Origin of the sequence: Antribacter gilvus (genome assembly GCF_003946865.1) — a bacterium.
Taxonomy (GTDB): Bacteria; Actinomycetota; Actinomycetes; order Actinomycetales; family Cellulomonadaceae; genus Antribacter; species Antribacter gilvus.
In genome coordinates this window covers 1-7,002 of the sequence record NZ_QXTH01000027.1, presented here as the reverse complement: position 1 = coordinate 7,002, position 7,002 = coordinate 1, and the positions used below count along the sequence as shown (strand labels likewise).

The window sequence follows — 7,002 nt, the reverse complement described above, 5'->3', positions numbered from 1 at the left end:
CGCGCCCACGCCGCATCCGTCAACTCACCCCGACCAACACCCACAACCCGGACATTACCGAACCACCGACCAGGCCATTCACAGGACAGGCCCTAGGGCTCGCCTTCACTGAGGCGGCGCTCGGCGGCGGCGACCGGGTCGTTGCGGTAGCCCGCGACATCAGCCCCTTGGCCGACCTGAGGGAGGCCCACCCGGGTCGTCTGATGCTGCGGTCGCTGGATGTCACCGACCGCGGCGGCGTATGCACTCTTGTCGACGAGGTCGCCGCCGAATGGGGGATCGACATCGTGGTCAACACCGCCGGGCAGATGCTCTACGGCATGGTCGAGGAGGCGACCGAGGAGCAGATCCGTGCTCACCTCGACGTCAATCTGTTCGGTGCGGTGTGGATCTGCCAAGCGGTGCTGCCGCACCTGCGGGCTCAGGGGTCCGGGCGGATCGTCAACGTGACCTCGATGGGAGCCGGTGGCGGCTTCTCGGCGGTGGGCTTCTACTCGGCGGCCAAGTCGGCTCTGGACTCGCTCACCGAGGCGCTCGCGATGGAGGTCGAGCACACCGGCATCCGGGTGACGAGCCTGCAGCCGGGCGGATATGCGACCGATCTCTTCACCCGTGGAACGACGGCTACGGAGCCGGATCCAGCCTACGACCCTGTACGCGCCCGGCTCGCCGAGCTCTGGGACGGCGTCGAGGATCCCGACCCGGCCACCGCGGCGCCCATCCTGCTGGAGCTGGTTGCCGCGGACGACCCGCCGCGGCGCCTGGTGGTGGGTGCACGTTCGCTCGAGCTGGTCGAGGAACGGGAGGCGGCCCGCCGGGAGGAGCGCCTCGCCTGGGCGCCGCTCAGCCAGAAGGCTGAGGGATGACGGAGCCCATCCGTCAGGCGCCGTGGGCCGCAATGGCCATGGTCGCGCCGCTATGAGCCGCGCACCCGGCTCGGCGGTGAACCCGTCGATCTTCCCGGCCAGGTGTCATCGAACTCCGGCGTGGACAGCATCCCGGTGACGCCTGAGGTCGCCGAGGTAAGTGCCGAAGCCCCGGCTCCGGAGACACTCGAGGTAGCGGGTGACTCCCTCGCGGAGCTCGTCCTGAGCCGGCCGGTCGCGCGGGTGTCGCTCGACACGGTCCACACGACTCCGGGGACCGTCAGGATGGTTCGCTCGTCGGAACGAGCATCGCACACGCTCCGTCGTATTGCCGCTCACGGGCTGGATGTTTTGCCGCAACCTCGGTGGTCGTTCTGCCGCAAGAAACTGCTCGTTCTGCCGCACTTGGTACGGCCGTTCTGCCCCCATCAGCCGGTCGATCTGCCGGACCTCCGCCCGTCAGCCTGGGCCCGACGTCCACACGACGGAGAAACCCCGCGGACACGAAGTCCGCAGGGCCTCTCGAATCCTGTCAGGGCAGATCAACGCCCTCAGGAAAACCCGTCACCAACCGCGCTCAGCCAGCCGCACCCGCGCCGGCTCCTCCTCGACGTTGATTCCGGCGGTGAACCCGTCGACCTCCCCGGAAGGTGCCGGGTCGTCTCCTCCAGGATCGTGGCGCTCCACAGGAGCGTGATGAGTTCCCGGTCTGCTGCGTAGAGCAGGTAGTCGCGCAGCACGCGCGAGAAAAGCACGTTCGCATCGGACAGGACGACCCGCGGCCGGTCGGGGCGGGTCACTCCGCCAGGCCCAGTTCGTTCTGGAGCTCGGCCAGATCGGCCAGTGCCTCGGCCCGACGCGCACGCTCACGTTCCCGGAACTCCTCGACCGCAGCCGATCGACAGCGATCACTCAATCCCGTCTCCCGCGGGACGGAGAGGCCCCGCAGACACGCAGTCCGCGGGGCCTCTCCAGTCTCATCGGGGCAGATCAACACCCTCAGGACAGAACCTCACCAACCGCGCTCGGCCAGCCGCACCGGCGCCGGCTCCTCCTCGACGTTGATGGCGTGGTCCAAGATTGTCCGTCATGACCGTCAGCGGGCGAAGGTGGCGGAGTAGGTCTTGCCGAGGGTACCTGCGGCGATGTCGAGCACGATCGTCGCCCCGGTCGACGCGACGGTGACCCCGCTGTCCTTGCGGACCTGGCTGAAGCCGCTGGCGCCCGTGACGGTGACGCGGATCGTCGCGGCGTTGCGCCGGGGGTTGGCCACGGCAACCGTGAGAACGCCGTTCTTCTCCTGGACGATGACGGAGCACGGTCCGTCGACAGTAACCCGTCCGAGCGTGTCCGGCTGCCAGAAATTCGCCATGAGCAGGCCCTTGCTCTGCTGCTGGATGCCACAGCGGTCGGTGTTGTGCCCCAGAAACGTGACGTCGTCGTTCCACGTCGTGGAGAGCTGCCTGGTGCGGTCCACGGTGGCGTTGGGGACCACCATGTAGATGTACATGTCGTTGCTGGGCCGGATGCCGTGGTGGAGCGAGAGGATCGCGAAGTTGTTCGTGATAGCCGGGTCGGTCGGATCGGCCTTCTCGGTGATGTCGCTCCACCGGCCGGTCATGGTCTCGCGCCGGACGAACAGGCGGCGCTCCGCGCGCTGTGTGAAGACATAGCCGACGCGCTTGCCGTCCCCGCCGTCGATGTGCGCCCACCGCGGCTGGTCGAACCAGCCGCTGCCGGGCTGTGTGACCTGCGTCTCGGTGCCGGCGTTGCCGACGGTGACCACGTTCTCGCCGTCGTGCAGCTTACGGTTCTCCACGATGGTGCGGGTGGGATCCGGGTTCGTGCCGGTTATGCCGGTGCCCACGCAGATGATCATCTCGTCGAGGCAGAACCAGGTCTTCTGCGCGGAGAGGTTCTCGTCCCCGGAGCGCAGCGCCATGCCCACGGCGGAGTAGCGACCGTCGAGCACCGCGCCACCGGCCCAGCTGTTCGACGACATCTGGCGCTCGGCGCCGTCCGCGATGACGTGCTTGTCGATGGTCGTACCGGCCAGCGAATACGGGTCCACCGTCGCCCAGTAGCCGTCGTGGTACTGGTCGTAATCCTTGTCGTACAGATACGTCATGCCGTCGCCGGTGTGCCAGCCATGCAGGTTCTCACGGGCGTCCGCCTCGTAGCGGGCGATCCGCTCGCTGTTCATCGAGATCGCGAACGCCCAGCCGTTGCGCCGGTGCACCGCGCGGGCCATGTTGCGGTAGATGACGCTGCCGTCCGGCTCGGGCAGCGCGGCGACGCCGCTCTTCGCGAGTCGGTCGAACAGCGCCACGCTCTCCATCTTGGCGCTGTTGCGCGGGTCCGACCCGCCGTTGCTGATCCGCCGCTCGAGCCAGCCCTGGATCGTTCCCCGCCACCGGGCTGCCGTCGCCGCGTCCTGCACGGCGCCCGACTCGGCCAGCCGCAGCATCGACACCATCACCCCCGTGCCCTTGCCGCCCTCACTCGACTTGGGACGGGCAATCTCGCGCCCCCTGACGAAGCTCATCATGCGCGAGTCGTGGACAACCGGGATGAGCCCGAGGTCGACGAACGGGATGAGATTCCGGATCGACGAATCCGCGGCGAAGGCCCAGGGCGAACCGGCCAGCTCCACGAACATCTCCGCGCCCAGGGAGACCATCGCACTGCCGTAGCCGCCGTTGTACGCGACGTTCTGGTGTTGGAGGAACGAGCCGTCCGCCCACATGCCGTCGGCGAGGTCGGTGTTCTCGCTCGCGGGCAGGTGGCTTGCCCATTCGAAAGCGCCCAGTGCGCTTGTAACACCCGTGTCGATGCGCGTGACCGACCCGATGACGACGCCCTCCAGAATCGCCACGTGAGCCAACGCGGCTCGGTTGTAGGCGGTCGAATCCTTTTCCGTGTACGTGCCATCAAAATCCGGGTGGTTGTTGTACCACTCTACGTACCCGGGCACGGCCTTCAGCCTGTCGGGGTGACGGACGAAGAAGCGAAGGTCTTCCGCGTAGTACGCGAACCGCGTCGAGTTGAGCTGGTCGCCCATCAGCACGAGGGCCTTCACCAGCTGCTGGGACGTACCGATCTCCCAGTCCCACCAGTGCTCGCTGAAGACGGTCTGACCCTTGTGGTAGTAGTGCGAGTGGCCGGTGTACAGGCCGTCCCTGATGTGGTTGAGCAGGATCTCGGGGAGGTCACTGTTTTCGTTGCCCTTGTAGTAGGGGTTCTCGACGCCAGGGATGCTCGGGGTGGCCCAGACCTGCGCCATCGTGGCGAGCCGCTCGTAGGTGTCCGTGATGGCGCGGCTGTTGAATGCGGCCTTGCCGTCGCCTCTCTTCCGTGGGTCGAAGTCGTCGTCGGTAAACACCTTCTTCCGGTTCGCGAGGTCTGGCTCGATCTTGGTGACCCAGTCGTTCACCTCGGCGATCAGGCCCCTCAGCGCTGTCGTGAATACCTCCGGGGTCTGCTTCATCTCCGCCCGTCCGGTGATGACGTCGATGCACCGGCCGCGGAGGTTCGCGATATCGGTGACGGTCGCGGCACGCGCGGGTGCCGCTGACACGAGGTTGCCCCCGGCTGCGGCCGCCGCGGCCAGGGCGGCGGCGCCGATCAGGACGGACCGACGAGACACGGCATTCATGATGGTTACTCCCTGCTGACGAGGATCTGACCTGGCCACGTGCGACTGCCGTCGCAACGGCGCGCGCGGCAGCGCCGACCGGGACGCGCGCTGAATCGGCTCGAGACACCGACTGCGGCAGTGGTCTCGAACCTGGCCCGTGCGCCCGTCCGTGCGGACATACGGTACCAAGACGGGACAAATCTCGGGCGAGCCGGCCTGGTATCGGTCCTGGGCCCGGCGCCCACAGATCGCGCGTCGCAAGATGAAGAGGCCCCGCGGACACGAAGTCCGCGGGGCCTCCCGCTCAGCCGTTCAGGCGGTCGTCACCAACCGCGCTCGGCCAGCCGCACCGGCGCCGGCTCCTCCTCGACGTTGATGCCGTGGTCCAAGATTGCGGCGCCTCCCCCTTCCGACACCACCACCGCCAAGTGTCGGTGATGTGTCGGAATACGAGTGTTCGAACGGCCGGTCCGGATGACTGCCCACCTCGCAGAGCGCGACTACGACCTCGAGCCGAGACAGGCTCCGTCGTGCTACTCTCGCTCCATCACGATCAGCCCGTTGCCGCAAGGCGCGGGCTGATTTTCTTTTCCAGGGAGGACCATGGCGGAGTACGCAAAGCCGTGGCTGTCCGTCGACGAGCAGATCGACCGGCTGTCTGGGCACGGAATCGGGATCAAGGACCGCGGCCGAGCCACGTCGGTCCTGCAGGCGGTCGGCTACTACCGCCTCACCGGCTACCTCTACCCGTTCCGCGAGTCCGAGCAGTACATCGACGACGAGTGCCGCACGCGGATCCGCGTGCTCAGCGACTACCGGGCGGGCACAACACTGCGGCACGCCGAGGACATCATCGACTTCGACCGGCGGCTGCGCATGCTGGTCATGGACGGCGTCGAGCGCATCGAGGTCGCTGTCCGCATGCGGATCGGCTACGTGCTCGGCAAGAGGTCCCCCTTCTCCTACGAGGACCCGAGCTGCTTCACCGAGGCCTTCACCGCCGAGAGCACCAACGCCCAGGGCCCCGCGCCGAGCAGGCATGTGCAGTGGCTCCAACGCGTCAACGACAGGAAGGCCGGCTCCGACGAGCAGTTCGTCGAGCATTTCCGGGAGAAGTACGACGACCGCATGCCGGTCTGGGCGCTCACCGAGATCCTCGAGCTGGGCCACCTCTCCGTCCTCTACCGCGGCATGCACCAGAAGGACGCCGAGGAGATCGCCCTGGCGTTCAGAGTCCCGACAAAGAAGATCATGACCAGCTGGCTCGCCAGTCTGAACTACGTCCGCAACGTCGCGGCGCACCACTCCAGGCTGTTCAACAGGAAGCTTCAGCACGCGCCGGCCCGTCCGAAGGCGGGGCACATCCCGGTCCTCGACCACCTGCGGGACGAGAAGACGGCCAAGGGCGTCTTCGGGACCTACAACGCCCTCGCCGTGATCGCCTACATCCTGCCGTCTATCGACGCCGACTCGGACTGGGCGAAGCAGCTGGCAGCGCTGCTGCGGGAGTTCCCGGCCTCGCATGCCCTGACGATCGCGTCGATGGGGACTCCGCAGGGTTGGGAGTCGCTCGACCTCTGGCGCGGCTGACCTGACGGTCCGTGAGCCAGTGCTGCAAATGAAGTCGGAGACGTCGATTCCATGATCCCAGATGGCGCAGACACCGCGCAGTCGGCTCCCGCGAGGCCGCATACCGCCACCCTTAGTCGCGCAACACGCGGGAGAACAGGACGTTCGCATCGGACAGCACGACCCGCGGCCGGCCGGTGCGGGTCACTCCGTCAGGCCCAGCTCGTTCTGGAGCTCGGCCAGATCGGCCAGCGCCTCCGCCCGACGCGCACGCTCACGCTCCCGAAACTCCTCGACCGCAGCCAGGGGCAGCCGATGGTGCGAGCCGACCATCCGGAACGGCAGCTCACCCCGGTCCATGAGCCGCCGCACGTGCGGACGCGACACCCCCAGCAAGCTCCGCCGCCCGGCTGGGCGTCACCTCCGCCGGCGCTCCGTGAGCGTGTGCATCCAGGAGAGCCGCGACCAGCTCGGCCGTTGACCGGTGGATCGACAGTGCCACGTCGTCGCCGTCCCGCTCAAGCGCACGATGTACCGCGGCGGCATCCCGCGCGAGGAGGTCACTCATCCCAGGCTCCTATCTGCACTAACTGCAACTCCCTCACATTTGACGCTGCAGATCACGCGCCGCAAGACGAAGAGGCCCCGCGGACTCACGGTCCGCAAGGGCCTCCCCCCAGTCGCATCAGGGCAGATCAACGCCCTCAGGTGGCTGTATTGCCGCAACGTCCGTGGTCGTTCTGCCGCGGCTTCCCCACGCGTTCGTCGCCATAGCCCAGCGAGTGCGACAACTCTGGCTATCACACCTGCGATTCATCTCCCGGGCGGCATCCACCTAGGGCGTGTTTCGGAATGGGTCAGCGTTGGTTGATCCAGTCCAGGAGGTCGCCTGCGATGGTGTTGGGGTCGGCGGCGGTGGTGACGGCGTCG

Annotated in this window: 4 protein-coding genes; 2 read left to right on the top strand and 2 right to left on the bottom strand. The window is 67.5% G+C overall.

Translation table 11 applies throughout. From position 1 onward, the window contains the following. On the top strand, positions 1-866 hold an 866-nt coding region (locus D1350_RS23285), incomplete at its 5' end, for an SDR family NAD(P)-dependent oxidoreductase (protein WP_206074657.1). Positions 867-1,962: 1,096 nt separating this feature from the next. Here the strand turns inward: D1350_RS23285 and D1350_RS23280 are convergent. Next, complete coding sequence (locus D1350_RS23280) at positions 1,963-4,764, bottom strand: polysaccharide lyase 8 family protein (protein WP_125778449.1); 2,802 nt, start codon at positions 4,762-4,764, stop codon at positions 1,963-1,965. A 342-nt stretch (positions 4,765-5,106) separates the two neighbouring features. Here D1350_RS23280 and D1350_RS23275 point away from each other — a divergent pair, with 342 nt between their 5' ends. Continuing rightward, positions 5,107-6,093 carry an Abi family protein gene (locus tag D1350_RS23275; RefSeq protein ID WP_240644302.1) on the top strand — a complete coding sequence of 329 codons (987 nt, stop codon included), beginning with the start codon at positions 5,107-5,109 and terminating at the stop codon, positions 6,091-6,093. 183 nt (positions 6,094-6,276) lie between these two features. On the opposite strand, the gene D1350_RS23270 is transcribed toward D1350_RS23275, so the two are convergent. Further along, a complete protein-coding gene (locus D1350_RS23270; protein ID WP_240644301.1) occupies positions 6,277-6,459 on the bottom strand; it encodes an excisionase family DNA-binding protein in 183 nt (60 codons plus the stop codon). Between the last annotated feature and the right edge of the window lie 543 nt (positions 6,460-7,002).